The organism is Deltaproteobacteria bacterium (assembly GCA_016208165.1).
Classification (GTDB): Bacteria; Desulfobacterota; Desulfarculia; order JACQYL01; family JACQYL01; genus JACQYL01.
On record JACQYL010000026.1, the window covers coordinates 25,997 to 51,994 of the forward strand.

Here is a 25,998-nt window from a genome sequence, read left to right on the forward strand (position 1 = left end):
CTTTTTCACATCGGCTTACGATATAAAGGAGATTGCCATGAAAAAACGGCTCGCGATTCTTTTCCTGGGCTTCGTCCTCCTGGCCGGAACCGCATGGGCTGTGCCGGACGGCATCTGGAAGAACACGACCGGCACGCCGGCGTACAGTTTCTATGTACAAACGTACGCCGGGGACGACATGCTGGTCATTGTGGCGCCGAGCACGGACGTGTTCTGGGTGTTTCAGGACGCTGACGGCGACTACACGAACGGGTTCAACGCCGGCCAGGACCTGGGCGGGGGGGCCAACAGTCTGTCGATTACCTTTACGAGCGACAACAGCGCGCTGGCCAACATGACGCTGGTCGGCCAAATGCCCTCCTCCTACACCCTGGCCCGGAACGCCCAGGCGCCGGCCTCCGGCGGTGGGGGCGGCGGCAATCCTCCGACGGGCAGCCTTGCTTCGCCGACCAACGGCCAGACCGTGTCCGGGTCCATATCCATATCGGGCACTGCTTCGGACGACGTGGGTCTGAACCGGGTGGGAATCCGCATCGGGGGGGCCGCGGAGGTCAATGCGAGTCTGAACACCGGGACCGGAGCCTTTTCCTACACGTGGTTCACGACTTCGGTGTCCAACGGCGCTTACTCGATCATGGTCACGGCCTACGACACCGAAGGCCTGAGCACGGTGATCGGCAATATCTCGGTCACGGTAAATAATGTCTCTCCGCCTCCAAGCGGGACTCCCACCCTGGTGTACCCGGCCAACGGAGCATCCGTAACCGCCCCGTTTGATCTCGAGTGGACGGCCGTAACGGGAGCCGTCAGCTACACGGTTCAGATCGCCGCGGACAACGCGTTCACAGTCATTTTCGATGAGGGCGTCAGTGTCGATACTTTGCACAGGGTCATTAGCGGCACGGGTCAATGGTGGTGGCGGGTGCGCGCCAACCTGTCCGGAGGCGGGTTCAGCGGCTGGTCGTCCATCTGGTCGTACAACCTCGGTGGAGGTGGCGGCGGAGGCGGTGGCGGAGGAGCCGGAACCACGGTTGCGTTGTATACTCCCGCGGACGGATCCACGGTGGGCTTCTCGGTTCCCATGACCTGGTCGCCCCTGGCAGCGGCCGTCGGCGGGTATCACGTGGAAGTGTCATATTCAGGCGGTATCCTGCTGAACAACCAGTCATGGCCGTATGATGGAATGGACCTGGATACGTCAGCTGCAATGGGATTTACCCTCTATTGGCGGGTGCGCGCCAATCTGGGCGGGGGTTCCTTCGGTCCCTGGTCCGCCACCTGGAGTTTTTATGTGGCAAACCCGGCCAGCGACCGGAACCTGAAGGAGAACTTCGGGAACGTGGCGGCCGAGGACGTGCTGGCCAAAGTGGCGGAGCTTCCCGTCAGCACATGGAACTACAAGAAGGATACCGGCAAGACCCTGCACATGGGGCCAATGGCCCAGGATTTTCACGCGGCTTTCGGCCTGGGCGACGATACGACCATCTTCCCGCTGGACGCCAACGGCGTGGCGTTCGCCGCCATTCAGGAGATGAACCGGAAGCTCGAGGTCCAGAGCGCCCGCATCGAGGAATTGGAAAAGGCCAATGCCGAATTGCGCGACGCACTGAAACTTCTATTGACAGGGGAGACAAAAACAGCTAGATAGTAAACGATATGGGAACGGATCGCGAGGACGGCCGTCGCGAGGAATCGAGGAACGAGCGGCGGATATCCCGCGAGTTCAACACGCAGGAGGGACTTTATACCGTTTTCTCTTCATCGGTGAATGTACAAAGGAGATGACCATGATGAAAAGGTTGGCGATGGTCTTCGTCGGCCTGATGCTGATCGTAGGAAACGCGTGGGCTGTTCCCGACGGCATCTGGAAGAATATCACCGGCGCGCCGGCCTACAGTTTCTATATGCAGACCTACGTGGGAAACGCCATGCTGGTTATCGTGGCGCCGAACACGGAGACGTTTTGGGTGTTCCTGGACGCGGACGACAACTACACCAACGGGTTCAGCGCAAGCCAGGACCTGAGCGGAGCACCCAACAGCCTGTCGATCACCTTTACGAGCGACGGCAGCGCCCTGGCCAACATGACGCTCACCGGTCAACTGCCTGCCACGTACAACCTGTCCCGTAACGCGCAAGCGCCTTCGACCGGTGATAGTGGCGATGCTCCCACACTGATTTCCCCCGCGGACGGCGAGACGATTGCCGTTCCGACATCCGCATCCCCTTATAGCATGACCTGGACGGCCGTTACAGGAGCGGAGGGCTACATTGTCCAGATCTGTACGGACAACAGCTGCACCAACGTGATTTCGGACGATAATGGAGACTGGACGAGCACGGGGACAAGCATCTCGCTCACACATGCCACCGCTGGATTTGACTTTTACTGGCGCGTTCGGGCCGACCTTGGCGGCGGATCGTACAGCCCCTGGTCCGAGATCCGGCGGTTCCACGTTTCGAGTTCATGACCAGCGACCGCGGCGGAGAAAAGCGGCTGATTGAAGGCAACCGATATGGGGGCTTTTGACAAGCCCTGCGCATCGCGAAGAGAATTCAAAATCGGCAATTGAAGAAAACAAGCCTATGAAAAGAGCGAGTCTTCTCCTCGTCATTCTGATGTTCCTCGCCGGTGGGTCGGTTCTGGCCGATCCCGGCGGATTGTGGAAAAGCGAGAACGGGCCCACTCCGTATAGCTGGTACATTCAGACCTATGCGGGAGGCTCCATGCTGGTGATGCTGTCGGCGGACTTCGGCTCGTTCTGGGGATTTCTGGACACGCGATTTGAAGGCCGATTCGAGGCGGATCGTGATGTGGCCGGGAACCCGCACACGCTGAAGATCTATTTCGAGGGCGACGATAAGGCTTACGCCGTTTTGACGTTTGAAGGGGAAAAGCCGGCCATATTTACTCTGGTCCGAAACGCGGCGGCGCCGGCTTTGGAAGATGACTCGGGCGGCGACAACCCGGATGGCGAAGACCCCGGCGATGAAGATCCGGGCGATGAAGATCCGGGCGATGAAGATCCGGGAGACGACGGCACGAACGGAAATCCGGCCACGGGCTCCATCCTTGCCCCTCCCGATGGTTCCACGGTGATCGGCCTGACCACGGTGAGCGGAAGAACTTCCCACGACGTCGTTCTCCAGCGGGTGACGCTCCGGATCGGTGACGGGCCGGAAGTGGATACGATGTTCAATGTGCTGACGGGTTCGTTCTTGTATATGTGGGAATCGACCACCTCACCGAAGGGACCCGTAACCATCACGGCCACATGCTACGATACGGCAGGGCTGAAGAAGGTCATCGATACCATTACGGTTACGGTAAACAATACCGTCGGACCCATGGCCAATCAGGTCCAACCCATTTCTCCTTCCAACGGCGCGTCCGGCCTGAGCCTGCCCATCCAAATGACGTGGAATCCCGTGGACGACGTTGTGGGGTATCGCATCCAGGTCGCCAATAATTCAGCCTTCGTATCTCCCCTCCTGGTGGACCAGGACGTGTCGGGCACGTCTTTATCCTTTAACCGGTCATCGAGTTCAACGCTCTACTGGCGGGTGCGCGGCAACTACTCGTCCACGCATTTCGCCCCCTGGTCCTACACCTGGTCGTTCAGTATCGCCGGCGGCGGGCAGTAAGGATCGGACTTCCTGTAAGATCCGTCCCTCATTTTCAGCAAATCAAATAATAGGGTGCGCGCCGCGCACCCTGATATTCCTCTGCGCGCAGGCTCGGATGGGAATTGACGACGCCGGACCGGGAATAAGAAACTGGCGGAGAGGGTGGGATTCGAACCCACGTGCCTCGCTATTCACGAGACAAGACGATTTCGAGTCGCCCCCGTTACGGCCACTTCGGTACCTCTCCGCGAAGGTGTAGCGAAAAGAAAGGAGTATACCTGTTGTCCGCGACCTCTCAGGTGCGAGGTGATCTTTTATCATGGAAAAAAGAGGTCAACAGGTCCGCGCATTCGGCTTCCAGAATGCCTTCGATCACCTCCACTTCGTGGTTCAGACGGCGATCGTACAGCAGCCGGTGCATGGACTCGACCGCGCCGAATCGGTGATCGCGGGCTCCGAAAACCAGGCGCTTGACCCTTGCGCAGAGCAAAGCGCCGACACACATGATGCATGGTTCCATGGTGACATAAATCGTGGAATCAAGCAACCGGTAATTGCGGCGGGAGAGGGCCGCCCGCCGAAGAGCCCGGATTTCGGCGTGCGCCGTCGGGTCGTGGCCGGCTAAAGGTTCGTTGTGACCGGTTCCAAGAATGGAACCGGTCTCCGATACGACGACCGATCCAACGGGTACTTCTCCTTTTGCAGCCGCCTTTCGGGCCTGCTCCAAGGCCAGGTTCATGTAATGCGAATGGCCGGGCACGGATAGTATGGCTTCTATTCCAGCCCTTCTCTTTCCAGGGTTCGGTCTATGGACAGGCGCAGCGACTGCACTTTTTGCCGGAATTCGGCGGTAACCAGATCCGCCTCCTCGATATGTTCGATGACCCTGGGCGTCAGCAGCAGCATGAGCTCTGTCTTGTTGGCCGAATCCTCGTAGTAGCCGAAAAGCCACCCGATCAGCGGAAGCCTGCTCAGGCCGGGCACGCCGGAACGGTTTCTCGACTTCGTCTGGCTGATCAGACCACCGATGAGCACCGATTGACCGTCCTGCACCGTCAGGGTGGTGGTTGCCACCCGTTTAAAAAACACCGGGGAATTGATTCCTTCCACAACAGTGGTGGTGTCCACGTTGCTCACTTCCTGGTTGACCTCCAATTTCACCAGTCCCTGGTCGTTGATGTATGGGGTCACCGTAAGGATAATACCCGTATCCCGATATTCGATGCTCTGGTCGCGTGTCGTGGTTCCGCCGGTTGCCGTGGTGGTGGCCGCCGTGGTGGTGGTCGAACTCGTTACGATGGGCACCTCCCGGCTCACGTCGATTTTGGCTTCCTGATTGTTGGAAGCGATGATATGCGGCGAGGAGAGCACGTTGACCTTGTTTTCGGAAGCAAAGGCGCGTAAGGCGCTCACAAACGAATTCACATAGTTGACCGTGTAAACCAGTCCTGTTGTGATTGGGGGGCTGGAACCGGTCAGTCCGCTGGTCCAACCGATCTGGGATCCCGGACCCTGGGCGCCGAGTTTGGTCCATTCGAAGCCCATGGCCGTGGAGTCATCTAGAGTAATTTCAGCGATCAGGACTTCGATGAGCACCTGGCGCGGATACACGTCCAACTCGCGGATGGTTTTCAGAATGGCGCGGTAGTCCCTGGGAGTGCCACGAACGAGGATCGAATTGTTGATCTCGTCAAATACGAATTTGACCTCGCCCGCCACCACGGCCGCCACCTCGCCTGCCGAGCCGGATTGCTTGGCCGGCGCCGGTGTCCGTGCAGGCTGCTGTCCTTTGACTTTGGGGGTTGTCCCCTTCGTAGTCGTTTTTTCCTTCTTGGATTCCTGTTTCCCCTCTCCGTATACGGCTTCCAAAACGTTGACAATGTCCTCTGCTTTGGAGTTTTGGACGCGGTACACGAACACTCGCTCTTCATTTTCGCTGGCTTCGCTGTCCAGCGCCCGGATGAGCAGTTCCACCTTGTCGAAGAGCTCGGGCATGGAGCTAACCACCAGAACGGAATTGATTCTTGGAATAGGGGTGAAACTGAACACCAAATGTTTGCCGATCCGTTCCGAGAGTTTGATGGATTCGAGGGCCGATTTGAGATCGTCTCCCACATCCTCGACGCTGGCGTTGTCGAGAGTGAACAGCCGAAAGTGGACGTCCTCGAACGTATTCACGTCCAGCGCTTCGATGATGCTACGGACGCGCAGGACGCTGTCCGGATCGTCCGCTACGATGAGCATGTTCAACAACGGATATTCATATACGGCTCCTCCCTCACTCACGAAGGGTTTTACCATCTTGGACAGTTCGGTTGCGCTGACATACTTGCAGGGCACGATTTCGACCACGTTTTTGTCGGGTCCCAGACCTTTGATGGTCCTCAGTTCGGGAGAGACGATCTCGCCCCTCCGGATGGCTTCGCCGAGGGGGATAATCTCATAGAAGCCGTTGCCGCCTATCGCGGCCACGCCGTTCAGTTCCAGCACCTTGTGAAAAATCGCTTCCAATTGTTTGCGATTGAGCCGGTGCTTTGTGTGTATGGTGACTTTCCCCCGCACTCTCGGATCCACGGTGTAGGTAAACTCGAGGACTTCTGCGAACACTTGAAGAACTTCATATAAATCGGCGCCTTCAAAGTTCAGCACCACATCCGGTACATTGTCGGATTCGGTCGGCCGTTTGTTCGGGGAAGGTTCTTGAGGCTTTTGGGCCGGAACCTGAGGTTGGGCGGGCTTCTCGGGCGACGCGGCGGCGATGAGTTTGGAGAGCGCCTCTTTTTGAGTCTTGACGGACGAGGCAGCGGACTCGTCCGTTTCAAGTTCGAGTTCCCGCACGGACGGCTTCGTAACGTCTTTGGGGGATTCCGACTTCGTTGGACTCACATCCTTGAACGTTCTCTGAGTCACTCGAACGCGATCCGAACCAGGTTCGGGCGCCGATGGCTCTGCCTTCTCTCTGCCTCGAGGCGATGAGCATGCAGCAATGAGGCACACCGCCAATAGAATGATGCCCAGCCTTTTCATACAGTACCTCAATTTCAAACAGTGAAATCCCTTCTAATGGCTCTCATGCAAAGACATATTCATCCCGGCTTCGAACATCCCGGGTTTCACCTTGGACGTGAGGGCCCGCCGGGGGCCGCGTTGGAAGGTTCGGCTTGATTCAGGCGGACCTCGACTTTTTCTTCATCCGTATTCACTATAACAAATCGATCATCTACTTTCTCGATCTTAAAGTCACGCACTTCCTGGCCTTCATGCACCATTTTAGTGACTTGCTTTATCCGATTGGATTCCTGTTCCTTGTCATTGAACGTTATGAGGGCCAATTTCTTATCACCTACCACCGCCACTCCCAGCAACTTAAAATTCCTGTCGAACGTAGGTTTCTCTTTGGTTGCAGCGCCATCTTCCGTCTCCGCCGGTGTTTCGGGTTCCTTCCTGTCCTGACGAAAGAGGTTCAGATCAATGACTTGTTGATAGAAATCAAACATGCGCTCCGGATTTGAAGCGAGCAAACCCTCGGTCGGCGGGGATGAATTCTTTCCCGGCCGGACATCAACCGTCTTTGCCTCCGGGCCTTCTATGTCCGGTTCGAATCCTCGCCATTGATTGGACAACAGCAGACCGAGCACCCCGATCCCGACGAGCAAGACAGCGTTCAAGACGCCGATGTAGGAGCGCAACATACTTTAGACCGCCTTCATCAGCCCGGAAACCGTCATATCGACACGAATGTAGGATCCCCCGCGTCCCGCGGAGGATGCCTCAAACTCGTCGACCAGAAACAGGTAGTCGTTATTGAACAGGTCGTACAGAAGGTGGGCCAAGGAGGTCAGGGAAGCGTTCAGTTCAATCTTCACTTTGACTTCCGTGTATTTGCCTATGGTCCCTTCCTTCAACATACGCGTTTTTCGGATGGAAACTTCTTGCTGCTTGCATATGTCGCTTAGAATGTTCTGCATCTCCGCTCCTACCAGCGACGGACGGTCCCCGGTAAACATTCGTTTCTCGAGAGCTTCCAAACGTCCTTGCTGCTCCCGGAACGTACGATCCAACTCGGTGACGTCCGCCAACCTCCGGTGCGCCCTATCCAGGTCCGATTGAAGGAGCTCGATCCGGTTCAGTTTAGCACGGTAATCAGCGTAGAGCGGTTCCCATCCCATAAGGTACGCAGCGGTCAAACCAAGGACCGCAGCTCCGATCCAAATAAACGTACGTACACGATCACTCAACTGAGAGAACATGTCAGTTCTCCACTTTCATGGTGATGTTGAAATTCTCGAGACCGCCGCGTTTGACCACTGGTGAAATGAATTCAACATCCTTGAAGTGCGGCGAATTCTCCAGAAGCGGAATCAGCTCCGAAGCGCTGGTCGAGTTTCCCCGGATGTTGATGGTGTCGTTCTTCAGATCGAAGGTTTGAAGCCAGGAATGCTCGGGGATCAGAGGCGTGAGCTGCAGCAGAACCTCGAGGGTGTTCCTTTGATGCACTCGTGTGAGCGCTTCCATGTCCTTCTGGACGCGCTCCAATTTGGCGCGTTTTTCGTCAACAGTCTTGATTTGCGGAGAAAGGGATTCGTACTTGGCCTCTAAGACGGTCAGCGTCTTCTTGATCTGAAGGTAGGGAGACGCCAATGTGGCGACGCCCAATAAGACGGCGATCAGGCAGAGGACCATGAGAAGATATACGGGTCCCATTTTGCGTTTCTTGCGTTTTTCCGGAGCCAACAGGTTGAGACCGAAATCCGTCCATTCCATGCCCCGAAGAGCGGCGCCCGCGGCGTGAAAAGCTTCTGGAGAGTAAGGAAGAAGACTCGCCTCCTTGAAGGTCTCCGCAAGATCCACGCGTTGAAACGGTTCCGGCAGATCCGGGCCGGCCCCCTCCGGATCCTCGATGCAGGGCGTTTCCACCGGCCCGGTGACAGCCCCGTTCACCAAGGTTCTACCCCGCTCGGCAAAGAACTGATCGGAGGTTTCCTGATCGTTCTTGGGGATTCTCCTCCAATCCAGTTCGTTCTTGCCGAACCAGGCTTCGAACTCCCAAACGCGTGTTCCCGGAATCAGCAGCACCGATGGGAAACGGATACGCCGTTTCCGGTGAAGCCGCCGAACCATCGGGAGACGGGCGGAAAGCGGCGGCTCCAGTCCGACGGGCGCCAAACCGGCTTTGTCGATCAGGTTCCAGTAGAAATCATAGCGGGCGCGCTTCAGCGCGGCCAGGAGAACATTGAATTCGTGCCGGTCCTTTTTGGGAGCTGTGAGCACCAGGTAGTCAAGCAGTACGTCCTCTCGCTTGAAAGGAAAATAGTTCTCGAATTCGAATTCCAGTAATTCATCCAGGTTTTCGCGAGCGGCTTCCGGCAGCTTAACCTTTTTCAGGACCACTTCTTCATTGGGAATCACAGCCCAAACTTCTTTCAGTCTGATCCGGTTCATCACCAGATATTCAGCGATTCTGGGCGCAACCGCTTCTCGGGCGTGGTCGCCGGAGTCCCCCGCGGGATAGGGAAAGGACATCAACTGCTCGGTTCGTTTTCCGCCTGCGCCCTTGCGCATGTGGACCAGCGTGGCTGCATGAGCGTCGAAATAGAGTCCAAGTGATTCAACCAAAAGACACCCTTTATGTACCGTCAGTGACTTGTAGAAAAAGAGTTCATGAAGATGTTGGTTTAGTATGCGGCGTCAAGCCAGCGGAGAATCTCGTAAGGCTTTTGTCGGTTGCCGGCGTTGTATTGCACCAACGCTTGAATCTCCGTCGTGGCCCCGGTGGTCAACGCTCCCCTGCAGCGGAGAGAAAAGATCTTGGGCTCTTGCTCGAACGTTACATAGCCTTCGATGGCATTATACACATCATCGCCCAAGGTAATACGGTAGTCGTTCTGGGTTAGAAATTCAGAGCCTCTGCTGTTTCTAAGTTCGACGACGCGTTCTATCAATCCGGGTCCGAAAAAAGGAACCGCGCGCAGCACCTCCGTGGGTGCAAAATTCAGATTGATGCGGCCGCTCGTGTTATTTACGGTCAGACAATCGATCAAGCGCAGTGGACGCCGCCCCTTTTGCCCTTCTTTTTCCGTTTCAGATCCGCTTTCTTCATTACTGCCCGAAGAAATGGGGGCGTACAGGATCGCTTCCGTGACACCACGAACCAGAAGCAACTCTTCGACCGTCTCGAAATTCGCGTTCTTTGCTTTGTAAGAAGGATTCAACGACTCATAATAATCGTCTTCCGCTCCGTTCATACGATGCAGGTTGTCCGAGTCTTTCCAATCCTGAATGGAGTCCAGGATCACATTCCGGTCTTTCTCATCCAGTTCGGTCGAATCGAGAAGACCGCGCAACAACACAATGGATGAAGTGTTCAGATCGATCTTCCCCTCTTCCGTAAATATGCGCACGGCTATGGAGTCGTTGTCCAGTTTAATCGAATTTTCCTCTCCGTCAAAGCCCCAAAGATCCTTGGTCTCTTCCTGCTGTTCGCTCAGACTCTTGTTTGATTGATCTTTTACGTATGTCTGCCTCCGTTCGATCTCGGCAATCGCCACGTCGAAACCGGATCGTGCGAGAAAGTACGTCTTCGCGTCGTCCAGGTAGTTACGGGCGATGCGGGACTCGAGTCGCATACTCGAAGCGAATTCGAAGGCGATTACCGTGAGGAAGACGACTACCCACAAAACCAATATAAGGGCGAACCCTTTCTCACGGTTCACGGGGATTGCCATGCCCTGAGTCCTGCTTGCTAGAAGAGGGACGTCTCCCGGAGAAGGAACCTTTTTGAATTCCGGGTCGGCCGCCGGTTGATGAGACCATGGTCTGGGCCTGCACGCTCATTTGCATGACAGCGGTGACATCTTCATCCGGGTCCGCGTCTCCGACGACAAGAGCGATCCGTGCAGGAAGGGAAGTTTCATTCTGATCCCACGCATCCATCCATTTGCCCGCCTCCGGATCATCGCTCCCCTTGCTCTGCTTGTAATATCGAAAGGAGAGTTCTTCGTTGGACCGCGCCAAGGTTTCGTAGTTCTCATCGTCGATCTTCTCGTCGAGCTGATCCTTGTCCAGAAGCTGCTCTTCGTAGACGTCGATCACGTACCCTCCTTCGTCCAGTTCGAGTATCTTATAGCTCGCCCTTACCAGGCCTCTTGTCCCGCCCCAGCGAAGCGAGTAGGCGCTCACAAAATCCAGGGAATCGGCTTCGCCTTCCAAATAGACCGTCCCTTTCTTGGACTTGTACGGGAACGCGCTGCGGACTTGTTTGGCAATCTGATCCCATCCGTAAATCCGGTCCTGGGTGTCCTCGACGATGCGGTCCGCCCGTTCAAAGCACCGGGTTCCCAGATGGAAGGCGCCGGAAATAGCCGAAACCATGATGCCCAGAATGGTCAGGCTCACTAACAACTCCATCAGGGTGAAGCCTGCGTCCGATGGACACGAATCAGATGTGGAATGCCATGGATTCAAAGAGCGTTCTCTATTGTTGTTCAGTGACGGTTGTCTGTGGTTTCGGGACCGTCTTGAGCGCTTTAAGGTGGACGCTACGTGTGCGGATGCCGCTTTGCCACTCCACGCTGAGGTCACAGGAGTATATGATAAACGGAAACGTCTCTTCTGCGTCCTCAACATCCAGGTCCAGATAGGGAGTGATGGTCACCCGCCAGCTATACACATCGTCCAAAGCGCCCCCTTGGGGCCAGTCCTCATTCTCGAAGGTTTCGTCCTGCCCCAGAAGGCCGTCCATCAGCCGGCGACCCAGGAGCGCGGCCTGGGCGGTTTCTTTGGCAACGGCGGCCGTATTCAAGGAACTCGAGAGCAGTTCGATCACCGTGGTCAGTACGAGGCCCATAAGGGTAAGGGCGACCAATATTTCAAGGAGCGTAAAGCCTCGCTGGTTACTTCTTCTCATCCAAATCCACAAGCCAAACTTTGCCGTTCAAGGGACTGACGCGGAGCAGGTGTTCGTTTCGACGGGCATCTTCGAAACGTATTTCGCCCCCGCTGGACGTTCCACGTGCATAGAACGTGAACGTATACTCGTCATCTTTGCCTTCGCCGTACGTCTCTACACTTACCTCCTCGATCTTGAGCGACTTGGGAAACTGAATTTCGATCGGGCTGAAAGCCCTCACCGCGGAACCGGCCCCCGCTTCGTCACCGTCCGGCGGCGGTTCCGGTGCAATCGCAACCCCGTTCTCGGACTCTTCAGCACTGCTCAGCGTCAGTTTTCCGTTCTCGATGTCCACGGTTACATCCATGTTTTCCCGACGGAATACGGCTTCCGCCCGGGCCCTTCTCATCATCGCGGCGGCGGATCGCAGTCCCTTCCTGTCGAAGAGGAAGTCAAGACTGTCCGAGAATCTTGGGACGACGATGGCCCCCGCCAGAGCCAGGATGATAAGAACCGTAATTAATTCTATGAGAGTGAAGCCGGCAGACCAGGCGTTACTGGTCCTTGCTTTTCCAGCTGACGATGTCCGTGCTGTTGCCGTCTCCGCCCTCCTGGCCGTCTTCACCATAGGATGTGATGTCATAGTCACCGTGCTCGCCGGGGCTTTTGTATACGTAGTCATTGCCCCAGGGGTCCCTCGGGATTTCTTTCTTTAGATATGGGCCGGCCCAGTTTGAGAGATCCTCGGGCTTTTCCATGAGGGCCTGAAGCCCCTGGTCCGTGGTTGGGTACTTGCCGTTGTCCAATCGATAGGTGTCCAAAGCCCCTGAAAAGATTTCGATCTGGGTCTGGGCGGCCTGTTGGCGCGCGGTATCCACACGTCCGAAGAGTCGAGGGCCGACCAGGGCAGCCAAGAGGCCCAGTATAATCAAGACCACCAGAAGCTCGATCAGCGTGAAGCCTCCGCAATGTTTTCTTACTCTCATGAAGCGATCCTCCTTAGTATGATGTTGTCAGAGCGGCAGTTGATTGATGCTGAATATGGCCGACAGCATGCTCACCACGATGAATCCGATCATCAGGGCGACAACCAATATCATAACCGGTTCCATCAATGCGATGATTCTTTTTACGGCAGTTTGGAATTCGCGATCATAATTGTCGGCTACTTGAAGCAGCATCTGATCCAAGGTTCCCGTCTCTTCCCCTACCTGGATCAAGTGAAGCGCCAAGGGAGGGAACAACTTGCTCTTCATCAGCGGCGCTGCAATGCCTTTACCGCCTCGCACCTGACTGGTGACTTTGTCCAAAGCGCTCGATATGACCCTGTTCTGCAATACGTCTCTGACGATCTTCAATGCCTGTAAAAACGGCACGCCGCTGTTCATGAGCGTCCCCAGCGTACGTGCAAATCGAGCGGTTTCAATCTTTTGGGCCAGGCCGCCTATGATGGGTGCGCCAAGCTTTAGACGATCCAATAAGAACCTGCCGTTTTCCGTTCGGAAGTAATACCGAACGCTCAAAAAACAGCCTAGGAGCAGCAGCAGGATCGCCCACCAGTAAAATCGGATGATCTTGCTTGTCGTAAGGAGAATCGTGGTGCTTAATGGCAGCGATTGTCCCACCGATTCGAAAATACTCTCGAATTTCGGAATAACAAAAGCCATCAGGATCACCATGGACAACGTGCCGACCGTTACCAGCAGTGAAGGATAAACGAGCGCGGAGATGAGGTTCTCTTTCAACTCCTGCAGCCTGGCCATGTATTCTTCCAGCCGTTTGAGCACGACGTCGAGGACGCCTCCCACTTCGCCCGTTCGGACCATCGACGTATACAGCTTTGGAAAGGCCTTCGGATATTCCTCCATCGCGTCGGCCAGGCTGTCTCCACCTTCCACCTTGTGTAGTATTTCGCCAATGACGTCGGAAAGTTTCTTCTTTTCTGATATTTCCGCCAGAATCGCCAGCGATCGGTCCAGGGGAAGCCCGGCTCGGATGAGCGTGTAAAATTCCTGAGTAAAAATAACCAGATCCTTCTGGGTAATCCTGTTCCCGAAACCGGGAAGCTTGATTTCCATTTGGATCGAAAGGCCTTTTCCCGAGACGTGCAGCGGAATGTTTCCGGTGGCCTGAATCATCCGAACGGCATCCGTTCGGGAAGGCGCCTCCAATGATCCCTCGGAAATCTTGCCGTCTCTGGTGGCGGATTTGTATTTGAAGGTGGGCATCGGATTATTCTTCCAGGGTCACACGCAGCAGCTCGGAAAAGGATGTAACTCCTTGAAGAACCCGTAAGGCTCCGTCGGATCGCAGTGTTCTCATGCCTTCCTTCATGGCGGCTTGTTTGATCGTGGACGAGTCCGAGTGACCGAGGATGAGTTTTCGGACGTTTTCAGTTACGCGAAGGAATTCGTATATCCCGGTTCTACCGCGATAACCGGTGTGGGCGCATTTCTCGCAGCCCGTCGGTTCGTAGACCCAGGTGTCGCCGTGATCGCCATTCACTCCCAAGTCACCGAGCATGGCTCGATCGGCTCGAACTTTCTTTTTGCAGGCAGGGCACAGAACCCGCAACAGGCGTTGAGCGATAATGGCCAAAAGGCAGGATGAGAGAAGGTAGTCCTCTACGCCCATTTCCAGGAGGCGGGATACGGCGCCGGCTGCGTCGTTGGTGTGCAGCGTGCTGAAGACCAAATGACCGGTCAAGGCGGACTGAATGGCAATCTCGGCCGTTTCCGCGTCGCGTATCTCTCCAATGAGGATGACGTCGGGGTCCTGCCGGACGATATGATCTTCTTATCGGATGAATTGATCTGCTCGAGGGCGCCATATAGAGAAGTGGTCTTCCCGCTTCCGGTGGGTCCGGTGACCAGAATCATGCCGTACGGTTTTCGGATTAACGCGGAAAAGACGCCTTGTATGTCCTCGGGAAGGCCCAACCGCTTCAAATCCAATCGTACGGTGCCTCTGTCCAAAATACGCATGACCACGCTTTCCCCGAACAGCGTGGGAATGGTGGAAACCCGGAAATCGATTTCGTTGCCCTGTATCAGCATCTTGATCCGCCCGTCCTGTGGTAATCTTCGCTCGGCGATATCCAGTTTGGACATGATCTTGACGCGAGACAATACGGCGGATTGAAGCCTTCGAGGGGGAGACTCCATGTCCTGGAGTACTCCGTCGATCCGATAACGAACCTTGAAACGGTTTTCGAACGGTTCCAAATGAATGTCGCTGGCTCCCAGTTCGATGGCCTTTGAAATGATGAGGTTAACCAGCCTTATGACAGGCGCTTCCGACGCCATGTCTCTAAGGACTTCCACACTGTCCTGACCTAAGACGTCCGGGTCCTCCTCTCCGATTTCTCCGACGATACGTTCCATGGTCGAAGCGCCCTGTCCATAGAGCCGTTCTATGGCATCCATGATGTCGTCTTCGTTTCCTGGACGGGGGCATATGCGCAGGCCGGTAGCCATCTGCACGGCTTCGATGGTGTCGATGTCGTCCGGACGCGCCATGGCGAGGGTGAGTTCGTTGTCCTCTCTTTCGACAGGAACCACGAGGTTAAATCGCATAAACTGAGGAGTGAGACCTTCTATTATGACGGGAGCCGACGGGAATTCCTTCTCAGATACTTCCCCGAGAGATTTGGTTTCCATCTACATGCCTTTTCCCGAAAGCATGACGGGAATCGTTTTAAGAAGAATTTTGAAGTCCAGCTCGAGGCGCCAGTTGTCAATGTACTCCAAATCCATGTGCATCCACTTCTTGAAATCCACTTTATTGCGAAGTCCGCTCACCTGCCACAGACAGGTGAGGCCCGGCTTCATGCTCAGACGCCTCATCTGCCATCGTTCGTACAAAGCTACTTCCTGGGGCATCGGAGGACGCGGCCCTACCAGGCTCATGTCGCCTTTCAACACGTTAAGAAGCTGAGGCAGTTCGTCTACGCTGGTCCTGCGAAGCCACTTTCCGATTCCTGTGATGCGTGGGTCGTTTTTGATCTTGAACACGGGGCCGTCCATTTCGTTTAACGGCATCAGCGAGTCTCTGAGCTGTTCCGCGTTGGCTATCATGGTTCGAAACTTGTAGATGATGAACTTTCTTCCGTTCAGTCCGCAGCGGGTTTGACGGATAATAGCGGGTCCCTCCGACGTCAGTCTGATGAGAAACGCGACGGAGGCCATGAAAGGCGAAAGAAGCAGGAGCAGGAGGAAAGAAAGGCACCGATCCATCACCGCCTTCAGGAAAAGAGGAAGGCCGTCTTTGGGTATCGTGGAAAAGGAGATCAACGGGATGTCGTTAAGTTCCGATAGCTCGGCTCTGGCAATGACGTTGGGAAAGAAGTTCAACGCCACACGGGCCTTGACCCCTACGTCTTCGAGGAAGAGAAAGACATTCTCCAATTCGGCCAGTTTCTTTCGGGTCACCAGAAACAGGACCTCATCCACCACCTCTTCCATCACGAAACGCTCGAGGTCGTTTATGCTGCCCAATATGGGATACCGGGCCCGAATCTCGGGGATAACGTCATTTTCTCCCGGAGTCATGAATCCCAAAATGCGAATTCCCCACCAACGGGTCTGCTCGATCATTTTGGCGAATTCCAGAGCGCGTTTGTCGTCGCCGACCAGAACCATGTTTCTGAAGTTGTATCCTCTTTTCCGCACCCAACGGCTGACCATGCGGATGATTACGCGCATGATCACCAGAAATACGAAGTCGACCATCAGAAAGCAGAGAATGAAAACTCGGCTCAAGATGACGTCGTATTTCAGCAGAAATATGACAAAGCCCAATACCAGGCCGCCTAAGACGACCACCTTGGCAAGTATCCACGCTTCCTTCAGGATGCCGGTGGTCCGGTACGATCTGTATGTTTTAAAATACTTGAGCAAAATAGCCCAAGTGGGGATGAGGAACACCAATAGCTTGAGGTAGTGACTTATGTGGAACAGTTCTTGAAAATAAGGCGCCGGGAACCGGTTACGGACCCAATAGGTGAGTAGAAACGCGCCCACCGTGACCGCAAGATCCATAGAATACAGCACAAACTCGATCGCTTTAGCCCGTTGCCTCAACATGGAACCGCTCCGTACTCGGATTTATCGGATAGGCCTTACATCCGCTTTGTTTAAGAGAGAATTTGAGATAGCTGATGAAATGTTCCCAGTTCGCCCGGCTGAAAGGCTTTGAAGCGCTGCGGCGAATGTGATCGTGAATCATGACGGCCTCCGGATGATACACCACCCTCCAGCCGCGACGCCGAAGACCCATGCACAAGTCTACGTCTTCGAAATAGAGAAAATAGCGACGATCGAAGAGCCTGTTGCCCGGATACAGGGCCTCCCTGCGGACCAAAAAGGCGGCGCCAAGCGCCCAGTCAACGTTCCTGACGCTCCTGTGATCGAAATCCGTCATGAGGTGCCGATCCACATGCACCTTGCCCATAAGCCGGTGTAAGGGCGTGCGTCTCAGGATGACCGTGGGCAGATCATAGAACCGCCTGCAAGAGAGCTGCAGCGAGCCGTCTTGATTCAGGAGTTTGGGGAATACCGCTCCCACGTCCGGATGGTCTTCCAAAAATCGGTACAAAATGCCGACGGAATGGGGAGACACCGTGACGTCGGGATTCAGGTTGAGTATGTATTTCCCCCGGCTTATACGGAAGGCCCGATTGGCCGCTGAAGCGAGGCCTTCATTGTTTCCGCTGGAAACCAACGTGATGGGCTTGGGACCGTTTTCACATATGCGGGCAAGCTCCTCATCGCGTCCGGAGCCGTTGTCTACAACAATACATTCCGCCGTCGCAGGTATGAACGCTCGAGACAACGCGTCGAGGCACCTGACGAGACGGTCCGGAGTTCGATAGTGTACGATTATGACGCTGAGCATCTATTTAGCTTCGTACCGAAAGGTGTTTTCCAGACGATCTACTTTATTCAAAAGACAGGTTAAAGTCAATCTTCCGCGGAGGCGGCAAGGCCTCGAACAACCTCCGGCCAAGAGGAATCAAGTGCTGAAATCGATTCAATCACTCGGATTTTCAGACGCCGGGCACAGCCGCGTTCCCGCACAGCCCGCAACGATTGCAGGTCTCCGGGATACAGTCGGGAGAAGTCTTTCCGCTCATGGCGCGGCTATGCTCCGAAACGAGGTACGCTTTCTTAACGCCAGTGTGGATGAAATCCCAGGGAAGCGTCTCCGTGTACTCTCTCCGACGATAGACGAAGAAATCCGGATTGAAGGGGACATTCTTGAACGTTTCCCACCACCGTCCTTCATTTGAGTGAACGGCGGCGAGCACTTGGCCCGCCCGTCGGTCGCCCAATGAAAAAAAGGCTTGTATATACGACCACTTGGGAACTTCCGCGGAGAAGGAAACGCTCTTGGTGCTCCGCATCTGCCCTTGAATCAAGCGAAGTTTCTTCTTAAGAGCGTCCACGCGATCCATGGCCTCCCATTGGAACGGCGTTTGCGCCTTTGGCACAAAGCAATTGACGCTCGCGCCGATTCTAGGGAATCCCCGGTCCTTTTTGCGAAATTTCTTCAGCGCGTGAACGATTCGTTTAAGAAGAGCATGGATGGCATGAACGTCATCGAGTGTCTCTGTGGGAAGCCCTACCATGAAGTAGAGCTTTATGGAACTCAGATCCGCCTCCGTTAGTCTGGCCACTGCGGCAATGATCTCATCCTCCGACAGTTTCTTGTTCAGAACGTTCCTCAACCGCTGAGAACCTGCTTCCGGGGCGATGGCTACACTTTTCTGGCCGCAAGCTCTCAACAACGTCAGAAGTTCATCGCTCGCGGCGTCCCCCCGGAGAGAAGACGTGGTCGCCTCGGCTCCGATGTGTTGGATATGCTTCAGAATGAGCGTCGTTTCGGGCAGATCGCCCAAGGCGGGGCAAATCAGGCCGAACCGGGAAACCGACTCGGAGAGATCGGTCAGCATGGAAGAGAGGCGGTCCTCGCTGTGGGATCGTGGAGGCCTGTACAAGTGACCCGCCGCACAGAAGCGACATCCTCGACCGCAGCCTTTTCCGATTTCCAGCAGCGCCGTGTTGCTGAATTCCGTATCAGGCGTGGTAATGGCGGTCTTAGGAATGGGCGCCGAGACAAGGTTCGTTCTGGCAAGCGTTACACGCTCCGGCGCCGCTTCGCGCGATTCCCTGCCTTCGATCGTCCCGTCTTCCCGGTAGTGTTCAGTGTAATAGGAGGGTACGTACCATCCGGTCAGACGGCAAGCTTGTTTCAAAATGGGTTCACGATCATGGGGTACGGATCGCGCCTGTCGCAGGAGTTCGATAAGCTCGGGAACCAGGCGCTCGCCGTCACCCAACCCCAGAAGATCGAAAAAAGCGGCCAGGGGCTCGGGATTCAGGGAAATTGCGATGCCCCCGGCCACTAGGAGGGGACCCGGTCCGTTCCTTTGGGAGGAGAGTAAAGGCACACGGGCCAGATCGAGAAGCCGTAATACATTGAGATAGTCGTTCTCGAACGATATCGAGAACGCCAACACGTCGTACCGCGAAACTTCGGTTTGGGACTCCATGGTCAGTAACGAGGCGCCCGACCGCTCATATAACCCCGTTTCGTCATCATCCGGCAGAAACGCGCGTTCGCAAACAAAGTCGTCCTGGTCATTTAGCCAGCCGTACACCGATTGAAAACCCAGGTTCGACATCCCGATATGATAGCGATTGGGATACATCAGGGCTACACGGATTCTTCCTCCGGGGTCCTTGAAAACCGTTCCTTGTTCTCCGGCAAGGCGCTTTCGGTAATATTCACGAAGCTTCCACGACATCGAGAGGCCCTAATCGGCCTGCTTTCTCAAGAAAGTAGGCTCGTCATAATAGCCCTCGTCGAACTGAAAATCGTTCTCCGACTCGAGGTGGTGCGAGTCTTGACCTACCGCCGTTTTTAGCCGTTTGCGCATCCTGACGTGGGTCGGTACCTCCAGCTCTTTGGATTCCGCCGTCTCTTTCCTGCTCACGGGCTTCAGTTTGGTTTCCGGTTTGTCTTTGATTCCCGTAGCAATGACCGTAATTCGGATCTCGTCCTCGAGATTCTCGTCAAACACCGCGCCCCAGATGATGTTCGCGTCTTCGTGGGCCGCCTGCTGTATGAAAGAGGAAGCCTCTTGCACTTCCTGCATCAACAAGTCGCTGGAAGATGTCATATTTACGAGCAGACCGCGCGCGCCTTCAACGGAAACGTCATCCAAAAGCGGACTCGACACGGCTGCCTGGGCCGCGTCCATCGCCCGGTTTTCTCCTTTGCCCACTCCGGTTCCCATAAGAGCGATTCCCATTTCGCCCATGATGGTTCTCACGTCGGCAAAGTCGAGGTTGATGAGTCCGGGGACCATGATAAGATCGCTAATGCCTTTGACCGCATAGTACAGCACGTCATCGGCTTTCTTCAACATTTCCTTGAAGGTAGCGCCCTTTGGGGCCAGCGCGATGAGCCGATCGTTGGGAATGGTGATAAGCGTGTCCACCACCTCTTTCAAGTTGTCAATCCCTTCCTGTGATTGCATCAAGCGTTTCTTACCCTCAAAGGAAAACGGTTTGGTAACTACGGCAACCGTCAATGCGCCGAGTTCTTTGGCGATCTCCGCTATCACGGGTGCTCCGCCGGTGCCGGTTCCTCCGCCCAGGCCTGCTGTAATGAAAACCATGTCTGAATCTTTCAGCGCCTCGCGGAGTTTGTGGCTGTCTTCCAAAGCAGCTTCACGGCCTCGCTGCGGTTCCGCGCCGGCTCCGAGTCCTTTGGTCAGGTTGCATCCCAACTGGATTCGCCCGTCCGCCAACGATGTTTCCAGCGCTTGCATGTCGGTGTTCGCCGCCAGAAATTCGACGCCCATCAGCCGGGACTCGATCATGTTGTTGATGGCGTTCCCCCCACCACCTCCAATGCCGATGACTTTGATCCTGGCACCGCTTGCGGGATTGTTCGGTTCAAACTTTACGGTCATGGTTTCTCCTCCCCTTTTTTTGTGACGGCTGCTAGGGTTTAAATAATGTCCTGAATCCATTTCTTCATCCGGCCTAACACGCGGTTGAAGATATTTTTGTCTCGAATCCTGAATTTTTTGCCCGGCTTGGCGCGTTTTCCATACAGCACCAGACCAACGCCCGTGGCGTACATAGGACTGTTGACAATGTCGACCAGTCCGCCGATGGAGTGCGGATAGCCGCGGCGAACCGGCAGATTGAAAACCTGTTCGGCTACCTCCGGAATCCCGGGCAGTAGGGAAGAACCTCCCGTGAGTACGATCCCGGATACGGGAAGATCCTCGTATCCGGATCGGATCATTTCCCTTTGAATAAGTGTGAATACTTCCTCGACGCGAGGCTCCAGGATATCTCCAAGAATTCTTCTCGATATCTTCCTGGTCCTGCCGCTGCCCGCGCTGGGCACTTCAATAACGTCATCCTTGCTGATCATGGACGTGAGCGCACATCCGTACCGTTTCTTGATGATTTCCGCTTCTATTTCCGGCGTGCGCAACCCTACTGCGATGTCGTGAGTCAGGTTGTTTCCGCCTAAAGCCAGCACGGAAGTGTGTCTGACGCTGTTTCCGGAGAATATGGCCAGATCCGTTGTCCCGCCTCCGAAATCGACCAAGGCGACGCCCAGATCCCGTTCCTCGGGCGTGAGCACCGCTTCGGAGGATGCGATGGGCTCGAGCACGATGTCGCAGACGTCCAATCCCGCACGGTTGGCGCATTTTATGATATTGTGGGCCGATGTGGCGGCAGCGGTGACCATATGCACCCGAGCCTCGAGACGCACGCCCGAAATACCGATGGGATCTCGTATGCCGCCTTCATCATCCACGATAAACTCCTGCGGGATGATATGGATGACCTCACGATCCATTGGAATGGCCACGGCCCGGGCTGTGTCGATCACCCGATCCACGTCGGACTGGGTTACCTCTTTGTTCTTTATTGCGATCACGCCGATGCTGTTGAACCCTTTAATGTGGCCTCCGGCGATACCGGCATACACTTCGGTGACTTCACATCCGGCCATCAGTTCCGCTTCTTCCACAGCCTTTCGAATGGACTCGACGGTGTCTTCAATATTGACCACCACCCCTTTGCGCAAACCGACGGAAGGGTGCGACCCCAAGCCGACGATGTTTATCGTTTTTTCCGTGACTTCCCCCACGACCGCGCAGATCTTGGTGGTCCCTATGTCCAGCCCGACGATCAGTTCATTTTTCATGCTTGCTCCATACTCTCTTTCAACTTGCGGTATTCCACGATCGCCTGATCCTCGTAGTCGAGGTCGATCGATTGAATGAGCCGCCAGTGATCTTTCCCATTCAGATCTTCCATCACCTCGGCAAGTCGGCTGAACTTATTCGAATACGAATCTAGGCCAAGCCGGATGTGAACATGGTCACGAGTGATGAGCACCAGGGCCCCATCTTTCTCCACATGGATCTCGGAGACCGCTGTGGGGATCACGGGAGAGGTTTTATTCTCCAGCAACTGCAGAACGGCCAGAATCCGTTCCAGAGTATGGATACGGCCTGAGCGGTCGGGCTCGAAATCGTCACTGGAAGCTCCGGTCACGATCGGATAATTCATCGAGTCGCCGACTTCGATGGTTTTGAACGGCACGCCGTTTCCATCCATGTAATAAAGGGAGTCCAGGTTAGCCAGGGCGACCGGCCGCCGTTCCCAGACTCGAACCCACAACTCGTCCGGAAGTTCACGGCGCACCATGGCCTTTTCGATCCAGGGCTCCGACTGAATCCGTTCGGCCGCCTTTTTCAGGTCCATCCCCAAAACACTCGTTCGGCTGTCAACTCCCATGAGTGCGATGATTCGTTTGTCATTGACCCGCTCGCAGCCTACCAGCGTTACACCCGAGAGTCTGAAATAGGGTAATTCGAGCGCGTATTCATAGAACCACAACAGGCCCATGCTGGCTGAAACGCCTATGAACGCAACGCCCAGTAGGCGGACCAGGAACACCAGTATCCTTGGCGCCATGAGCCCTCGATGGACCTTGGTTACGTAACGGTTTCTTTTGTCTCTAGGAAATCTTTTCATAGGATAAAGCCGTTTCCGACGCAGCCTTTCCATTGGCGCCAAACGACCCCAAAAAGACGATCTCAGGGATCAAACGGACACCAAGTTGATCATGAACGTCCCGTCGGATTCTTTGAATCAAGCGAAAGATATCGGTCGCCGTGGCGCTCCCCTCATTCAAGATGAAATTGGCGTGTTTCTCGCTCACCACCGCCGCACCTTCACGAGTTCCTTTCAGCCCCGCCTGTTCAATGAGCCGACCTGCCGCGAATCCGGGAGGATTTCGGAATACACTTCCGGCGGAGCGCTTGCCGATGGGCTGAGTCTGTAGGCGCTTTTTCATGAGTCCGCGGATTTCCCTTCTGATGCAATCCGGGTCCCGTGCCTCCACTTTCAAGGCCGCGCGGACGACAACGGCGCCTTCAGGAAGATCCAGGTTTCGATACGAGAAGCTCAATTCGTTTCCGTAAAAACGGAGGCAGCCCTCGTCCCTGGTCACCCACTCAATCCACAGGACCACGTCTTTCATCTCGCCCGCGGCCGTACCCGCGTTCATCCTGACCGATCCGCCGATGGAGCCCGGAATGCCCGCAGCGAATTCGAACCCGCCGAAACCGTGCTGAAGCAGAAAGCGTTGCACCATGGAAAGATGCGCTCCTGCACCGGCAACACATACAACGGTCCCCGAGGGTTCCCGCTCGAAATGTGCGCTGGTAAATCCGTCCTTCAGAAGGATTACCACCCCGTCGAAACCGGAATCCGAAACCAGCAGGTTGGTGCCTTCTCCTAAGGGAAACGCTGCCATGCCGGTGTCGGCCAGAAAACCCAACAACGCTCTGACCTCGTGTACGTCGGCCGGCCGCGCCACGGCCCACGCCCGGCCTCCAACCCGAAGACTGGTGTACCTGCCGAGCGGCACTTCGAAGTCCACCCGGTCCTTCAAAAGCCTCTTGAGCGATGTTTTATGCCCGGACTGCATTTTCCATTTTCTGTTCAAGGAACTTCAATCCAACCTCGTAGACATTGCCCGCTCCCATGGTGAGCAGCAGATCGCCCGGACGGCAGAAAGACACCAGATGCTCGACGATTTCGGCATCGTTTTCGAGAAAAAGCACGTCCCGATGGCCGTGATCGCGGATTCCTTCGAACATTCTATGTCCGTTCACGTCCTTGATGGGCTTTTCGCCTGCCGGATAAATCTCCGTGATGACCAGATGATCCGCCTGGTAGAAAGACTTGACGAATTCATCGTGCAGGTGAAAGCTCCGGCTGTATCGGTGCGGCTGGAAAACCGCCACGATCCGCCTCTCTTTCCAGGAACTCTGAACCGCCTCGAGCGTGGCCTTGATCTCCGTGGGATGGTGCGCGTAGTCGTCAACAACCATCACCTCGTCCACGGACCCCAGGATTTCAAGGCGGCGCTGGACCTGGCCTAGACGCTGGAGGCTTTCCGCGGCGGACTCGAAGGAGACGTCCAGCTCCATGCCCACACAGATCGCGGCAAGAGCGTTGAACATGTTGTGTATGCCCGGAAGGTTCAGAGTGATCGGTCCCATGTCCCGGTCTCCGGCCATCACACGAAAGGAGGTGGTGGGCCCCCGCTGCTTAACGTCAAAGGCCCTGACGTCCGCCTGAGCCGAAAGCCCATACGTGACCATTCTTCTGTGCACGTGAGGAATAAGATCCTGGAGCCCGGGGTTGTCCAGACAGAGCACGCTGAGCCCATAAAAAGGTACTTTGTCGATAAACTCCAGGAACGCCTGTTTAATCTCGTCCAGACTGCCGTAGTAATCCAGGTGTTCGGCGTCCAGATTGGTGACCACTACCACGGCGGGAGACAGTCGCAGAAAGGAGCCGTCGCTCTCGTCCGCCTCGGCGACCATGATGTCACTCTGACCCAGGCGGGCGCTGCTGCCGAAAGTCGAGAGGCGGCCGCCTATCACCACGGTGGGGTCCAACCCTGCGTTGGTCAGCACTTGGGCTACCAGACTTGTAGTCGTTGTTTTGCCGTGGGCGCCGGCTACGGCGATGCCGTATTTCGTACGCATCAGTTCGGAAAGCATTTCAGCGCGTTTGATCACCGGGATTTTCAGTCGACGGGCCTCCTGGACTTCCACATTGTCCTCTTTCACGGCGGATGAGATCACCACTACTTCCGCATCACGCACGTGGTCCGCCTGATGGCCGATATGGATCTCCGCTCCGAGGCCGGTAAGGCGACGAACGATCTGGGAGTCCTTCATGTCCGAGCCGCGAACTCGAAATCCCTGGTTCAGAAGCACTTCCGCAATGCCGCTCATGCCCGAGCCGCCAATGCCCACAAAGTGCAGATTCCTTATTTTAGTGCGTCTCATCATCGGGCAGATACTCCAAGCAAGCCGCAACCGCATCTTCGACCGCGTTGGGGCGGCTCAGTCCCCGGGCGTTTACAGCCATCTCCAACAAGCGAGATCGGTCGCCTATCAGTTCATCCAACACCTTTGCCAAACTCTCGGCGCTGAGTTCGCTTTCCAACAGTACACGCGCAGCTCCCCGTTTTTCCCAGACCCGTGCGTTTTCTTCCTGGTGGTTGTGAGAAGCAAAGGGATAGGGGATAAGAATCGCTCCGCGTCCCACCTGCGCGATCTCGGCCAGGCTGGTGGCTCCCGCGCGCCCCAGCACGAGATCCGCCGAGGAGACAGCTTCAGCCATGTCCCGGATGAAAGCTTCGACCCGGGCTTCGCAACCGATGTTCTCGTAGGCCCCGCGCACCAAATCCAAGTCCTCTTGACCGGCTTGATGTGTAACGCGCACGGCCCGATGATCCATGATCATCATCCTAATCGCTTCAGGCGCCACGGTATTGATGGCGTGCGCGCCTTGGCTTCCGCCCGTAATCAACACGTGGGTCATAGAAGGGTCCCTTCTGTCCGGACAGTGCAGGAACGGCTTTCTGACAGGGTTGCCCGTCACTTTGGCGAGTCCCTCGGGAAAGTAGTCCAGTGATTCGTCGTATGAAACGAGCACCGCTCGCGCAAACCGCGCCAACCACCGGTTGGTCAGTCCGGGTCTGGCATTCTGTTCCTGCAGGATCAATGGAATTCCCATCAGATATGCTGCGAGGCCCACCGGTCCGGAGGAATAGCCGCCCAGGCCGATCACCAGAGAAGGGCGAAGCCTTCGAAGCAGAAAAACGCTTTCAAAGATGCCCTGAACCACTTTGAAAAAGGCCCCCGCTTTTCTGAAACCGCGTTTATTGGTAAGACCCGTTGTCGAGATGGTCTCTAATGGGTATCCTGTCTCTTTCAACACTCGTTGCTCGAGTTGCCGGCCGGTCCCGATAAACGTGATCGGTATCTCTGCTGTTCGCATCCGGAAATCTTCAGCCATGGCCAGGCCGGGAAACAAATGCCCGCCCGTTCCCCCACCGGCGAATACGAGCCCCGCCAT

Annotated in this window: 23 protein-coding genes, 1 tRNA gene and 1 pseudogene; 3 read left to right on the forward strand and 22 right to left on the reverse strand. The window is 55.7% G+C overall.

Annotated features, from left to right (window positions below):
• Positions 1–37: 37 nt before the first annotated feature.
• The 3 genes from HY788_05370 to HY788_05380 all read left to right on the forward strand — a co-directional run bounded on the left by HY788_05370 (position 38) and on the right by HY788_05380 (position 3,645).
• Positions 38–1,648: a tail fiber domain-containing protein gene (locus HY788_05370; protein ID MBI4773601.1), complete on the forward strand. Its 1,611-nt coding sequence runs from the start codon at positions 38–40 to the stop codon at positions 1,646–1,648.
• A gap of 139 nt (positions 1,649–1,787) precedes the next feature.
• Positions 1,788–2,471: a hypothetical protein gene (locus tag HY788_05375; protein ID MBI4773602.1), complete on the forward strand. Its 684-nt coding sequence runs from the start codon at positions 1,788–1,790 to the stop codon at positions 2,469–2,471.
• A 115-nt stretch (positions 2,472–2,586) separates the two neighbouring features.
• Positions 2,587–3,645 (forward strand): Ig-like domain-containing protein, encoded by a 1,059-nt coding sequence (locus tag HY788_05380; GenBank protein ID MBI4773603.1) that lies wholly within the window; start codon positions 2,587–2,589, stop codon positions 3,643–3,645.
• Positions 3,646–3,778: 133 nt separating this feature from the next.
• Here the strand turns inward: HY788_05380 and HY788_05385 are convergent.
• The 22 genes and pseudogenes from HY788_05385 to murG form a co-directional block, all read right to left on the reverse strand.
• Positions 3,779–3,874 (reverse strand) — tRNA-Ser (locus HY788_05385).
• A gap of 48 nt (positions 3,875–3,922) precedes the next feature.
• The gene (locus HY788_05390; GenBank protein MBI4773604.1) at positions 3,923–4,366 is read right to left on the reverse strand and encodes a nucleoside deaminase; all 444 of its coding nucleotides are present in this window, start codon (positions 4,364–4,366) and stop codon (positions 3,923–3,925) included.
• 35 nt (positions 4,367–4,401) lie between these two features.
• A complete protein-coding gene (gspD, locus tag HY788_05395; GenBank protein ID MBI4773605.1) occupies positions 4,402–6,654 on the reverse strand; it encodes a type II secretion system secretin GspD in 2,253 nt (750 codons plus the stop codon).
• Between the two features lie 86 nt (positions 6,655–6,740).
• A complete protein-coding gene (locus tag HY788_05400; GenBank protein ID MBI4773606.1) occupies positions 6,741–7,319 on the reverse strand; it encodes a hypothetical protein in 579 nt (192 codons plus the stop codon).
• Positions 7,320–7,322: 3 nt separating this feature from the next.
• The gene (locus HY788_05405) at positions 7,323–7,877 is read right to left on the reverse strand and encodes a type II secretion system protein M (protein MBI4773607.1); all 555 of its coding nucleotides are present in this window, start codon (positions 7,875–7,877) and stop codon (positions 7,323–7,325) included.
• 1 nt (position 7,878) lies between these two features.
• The gene (gene pilM / locus HY788_05410; GenBank protein ID MBI4773608.1) at positions 7,879–9,243 is read right to left on the reverse strand and encodes a pilus assembly protein PilM; all 1,365 of its coding nucleotides are present in this window, start codon (positions 9,241–9,243) and stop codon (positions 7,879–7,881) included.
• Positions 9,244–9,302: 59 nt separating this feature from the next.
• Complete coding sequence (locus HY788_05415) at positions 9,303–10,352, reverse strand: general secretion pathway protein GspK (GenBank protein ID MBI4773609.1); 1,050 nt, start codon at positions 10,350–10,352, stop codon at positions 9,303–9,305.
• Positions 10,330–11,034 carry a hypothetical protein gene (locus tag HY788_05420; protein ID MBI4773610.1) on the reverse strand — a complete coding sequence of 235 codons (705 nt, stop codon included), beginning with the start codon at positions 11,032–11,034 and terminating at the stop codon, positions 10,330–10,332. Before HY788_05420 ends, HY788_05415 begins: the two co-directional genes overlap by 23 nt.
• A gap of 67 nt (positions 11,035–11,101) precedes the next feature.
• Positions 11,102–11,533, reverse strand: a complete 432-nt coding sequence (locus tag HY788_05425) for a type II secretion system protein (GenBank protein MBI4773611.1) — start codon at positions 11,531–11,533, stop codon at positions 11,102–11,104.
• Positions 11,520–12,158, reverse strand: coding sequence for a type II secretion system protein (locus HY788_05430; GenBank protein MBI4773612.1), 639 nt, complete (start codon positions 12,156–12,158; stop codon positions 11,520–11,522). The genes HY788_05425 and HY788_05430 overlap by 14 nt, the downstream gene beginning before the upstream one ends.
• On the reverse strand, positions 12,070–12,501 hold the full coding sequence (gspG, locus tag HY788_05435) for a type II secretion system major pseudopilin GspG (GenBank protein MBI4773613.1): 432 nt from the start codon (positions 12,499–12,501) through the stop codon (positions 12,070–12,072). Before gspG ends, HY788_05430 begins: the two co-directional genes overlap by 89 nt.
• Positions 12,502–12,528: 27 nt before the next feature.
• Positions 12,529–13,743 (reverse strand): type II secretion system F family protein, encoded by a 1,215-nt coding sequence (locus HY788_05440; GenBank protein ID MBI4773614.1) that lies wholly within the window; start codon positions 13,741–13,743, stop codon positions 12,529–12,531.
• A 4-nt stretch (positions 13,744–13,747) separates the two neighbouring features.
• Positions 13,748–15,174 (reverse strand): annotated as a pseudogene (gene tadA / locus HY788_05445) (Flp pilus assembly complex ATPase component TadA).
• The gene (locus tag HY788_05450) at positions 15,175–16,599 is read right to left on the reverse strand and encodes a sugar transferase (protein ID MBI4773615.1); all 1,425 of its coding nucleotides are present in this window, start codon (positions 16,597–16,599) and stop codon (positions 15,175–15,177) included. It abuts the pseudogene before it with no gap.
• Positions 16,580–17,410: a glycosyltransferase family 2 protein gene (locus tag HY788_05455; protein ID MBI4773616.1), complete on the reverse strand. Its 831-nt coding sequence runs from the start codon at positions 17,408–17,410 to the stop codon at positions 16,580–16,582. The genes HY788_05450 and HY788_05455 overlap by 20 nt, the downstream gene beginning before the upstream one ends.
• A 151-nt stretch (positions 17,411–17,561) precedes the next feature.
• The gene (locus tag HY788_05460; GenBank protein ID MBI4773617.1) at positions 17,562–19,322 is read right to left on the reverse strand and encodes a radical SAM protein; all 1,761 of its coding nucleotides are present in this window, start codon (positions 19,320–19,322) and stop codon (positions 17,562–17,564) included.
• A 9-nt stretch (positions 19,323–19,331) separates the two neighbouring features.
• Positions 19,332–20,495 carry a cell division protein FtsZ gene (gene ftsZ, locus HY788_05465; protein MBI4773618.1) on the reverse strand — a complete coding sequence of 388 codons (1,164 nt, stop codon included), beginning with the start codon at positions 20,493–20,495 and terminating at the stop codon, positions 19,332–19,334.
• Positions 20,496–20,533: 38 nt separating this feature from the next.
• Positions 20,534–21,754, reverse strand: coding sequence for a cell division protein FtsA (gene ftsA / locus HY788_05470; protein ID MBI4773619.1), 1,221 nt, complete (start codon positions 21,752–21,754; stop codon positions 20,534–20,536).
• Positions 21,751–22,590: an FtsQ-type POTRA domain-containing protein gene (locus HY788_05475; GenBank protein ID MBI4773620.1), complete on the reverse strand. Its 840-nt coding sequence runs from the start codon at positions 22,588–22,590 to the stop codon at positions 21,751–21,753. The genes ftsA and HY788_05475 overlap by 4 nt, the downstream gene beginning before the upstream one ends.
• On the reverse strand, positions 22,574–23,548 hold the full coding sequence (gene murB, locus HY788_05480) for a UDP-N-acetylmuramate dehydrogenase (protein ID MBI4773621.1): 975 nt from the start codon (positions 23,546–23,548) through the stop codon (positions 22,574–22,576). The genes HY788_05475 and murB overlap by 17 nt, the downstream gene beginning before the upstream one ends.
• The gene (locus tag HY788_05485) at positions 23,532–24,923 is read right to left on the reverse strand and encodes a UDP-N-acetylmuramate--L-alanine ligase (protein MBI4773622.1); all 1,392 of its coding nucleotides are present in this window, start codon (positions 24,921–24,923) and stop codon (positions 23,532–23,534) included. Before HY788_05485 ends, murB begins: the two co-directional genes overlap by 17 nt.
• On the reverse strand, positions 24,910–25,998 hold the full coding sequence (murG, locus tag HY788_05490; protein ID MBI4773623.1) for an undecaprenyldiphospho-muramoylpentapeptide beta-N-acetylglucosaminyltransferase: 1,089 nt from the start codon (positions 25,996–25,998) through the stop codon (positions 24,910–24,912). Before murG ends, HY788_05485 begins: the two co-directional genes overlap by 14 nt.

Coding starts and splice junctions, on each gene's coding strand:
- HY788_05370 (MBI4773601.1), top strand. CDS start 38: ATGAAAAAACGGCTCGCGATTCTTTTCCTGGGCTTCGTCCTCCTGGCC.
- HY788_05375 (MBI4773602.1), top strand. CDS start 1,788: ATGATGAAAAGGTTGGCGATGGTCTTCGTCGGCCTGATGCTGATCGTA.
- HY788_05380 (MBI4773603.1), top strand. CDS start 2,587: ATGAAAAGAGCGAGTCTTCTCCTCGTCATTCTGATGTTCCTCGCCGGT.
- HY788_05390 (MBI4773604.1), bottom strand. CDS start 4,366: ATGAACCTGGCCTTGGAGCAGGCCCGAAAGGCGGCTGCAAAAGGAGAA.
- gspD (MBI4773605.1), bottom strand. CDS start 6,654: ATGAAAAGGCTGGGCATCATTCTATTGGCGGTGTGCCTCATTGCTGCA.
- HY788_05400 (MBI4773606.1), bottom strand. CDS start 7,319: ATGTTGCGCTCCTACATCGGCGTCTTGAACGCTGTCTTGCTCGTCGGG.
- HY788_05405 (MBI4773607.1), bottom strand. CDS start 7,877: ATGTTCTCTCAGTTGAGTGATCGTGTACGTACGTTTATTTGGATCGGA.
- HY788_05415 (MBI4773609.1), bottom strand. CDS start 10,352: ATGGCAATCCCCGTGAACCGTGAGAAAGGGTTCGCCCTTATATTGGTT.
- HY788_05420 (MBI4773610.1), bottom strand. CDS start 11,034: ATGGAGTTGTTAGTGAGCCTGACCATTCTGGGCATCATGGTTTCGGCT.
- HY788_05425 (MBI4773611.1), bottom strand. CDS start 11,533: ATGAGAAGAAGTAACCAGCGAGGCTTTACGCTCCTTGAAATATTGGTC.
- HY788_05430 (MBI4773612.1), bottom strand. CDS start 12,158: ATGACATCACATCCTATGGTGAAGACGGCCAGGAGGGCGGAGACGGCA.
- gspG (MBI4773613.1), bottom strand. CDS start 12,501: ATGAGAGTAAGAAAACATTGCGGAGGCTTCACGCTGATCGAGCTTCTG.
- HY788_05440 (MBI4773614.1), bottom strand. CDS start 13,743: ATGCCCACCTTCAAATACAAATCCGCCACCAGAGACGGCAAGATTTCC.
- HY788_05450 (MBI4773615.1), bottom strand. CDS start 16,599: ATGTTGAGGCAACGGGCTAAAGCGATCGAGTTTGTGCTGTATTCTATG.
- HY788_05455 (MBI4773616.1), bottom strand. CDS start 17,410: ATGCTCAGCGTCATAATCGTACACTATCGAACTCCGGACCGTCTCGTC.
- HY788_05460 (MBI4773617.1), bottom strand. CDS start 19,322: ATGTCGTGGAAGCTTCGTGAATATTACCGAAAGCGCCTTGCCGGAGAA.
- ftsZ (MBI4773618.1), bottom strand. CDS start 20,495: ATGACCGTAAAGTTTGAACCGAACAATCCCGCAAGCGGTGCCAGGATC.
- ftsA (MBI4773619.1), bottom strand. CDS start 21,754: ATGAAAAATGAACTGATCGTCGGGCTGGACATAGGGACCACCAAGATC.
- HY788_05475 (MBI4773620.1), bottom strand. CDS start 22,590: ATGAAAAGATTTCCTAGAGACAAAAGAAACCGTTACGTAACCAAGGTC.
- murB (MBI4773621.1), bottom strand. CDS start 23,548: ATGCAGTCCGGGCATAAAACATCGCTCAAGAGGCTTTTGAAGGACCGG.
- HY788_05485 (MBI4773622.1), bottom strand. CDS start 24,923: ATGAGACGCACTAAAATAAGGAATCTGCACTTTGTGGGCATTGGCGGC.
- murG (MBI4773623.1), bottom strand. CDS start 25,998: ATGGCGGGGCTCGTATTCGCCGGTGGGGGAACGGGCGGGCATTTGTTT.